This is a genomic window from Sulfitobacter sp. HI0040 (genome assembly GCF_001634885.1).
Taxonomy (GTDB): domain Bacteria; phylum Pseudomonadota; class Alphaproteobacteria; order Rhodobacterales; family Rhodobacteraceae; genus Sulfitobacter.
In genome coordinates this window covers 1-202 of record NZ_LWEX01000428.1, presented here as the reverse complement: position 1 = coordinate 202, position 202 = coordinate 1, and the positions used below count along the sequence as shown (strand labels likewise).

General features: G+C 62.4%; 1 protein-coding gene. It reads right to left on the bottom strand.

Annotation, left to right across the window (positions count from 1 at the left end):
• Positions 1 to 188 (bottom strand): hypothetical protein (locus A3728_RS17695; RefSeq protein ID WP_201722343.1); only part of this gene is annotated, 188 nt, incomplete at its 3' end.
• Positions 189 to 202 lie beyond the last annotated feature (14 nt).

Here is a 202-nt window from a genome sequence, read left to right as displayed (position 1 = left end):
GAACTGGGGTTCGCCAGCACCAGGTCGTAGGTCAGCTCCACCCACGCGAACAGGACGTAGATGATCACCGTCGGCGCCCAGATGCGCACCAGCGTCCGGGTCACCAGGCTGCACTCTTCCATTGGCCTACCGTTCTGCAAGGCCCCCGAAATTGCCCGGCGGTTGACCAGTACCAGCAAGATGTTCATCAGCACGATCCCCG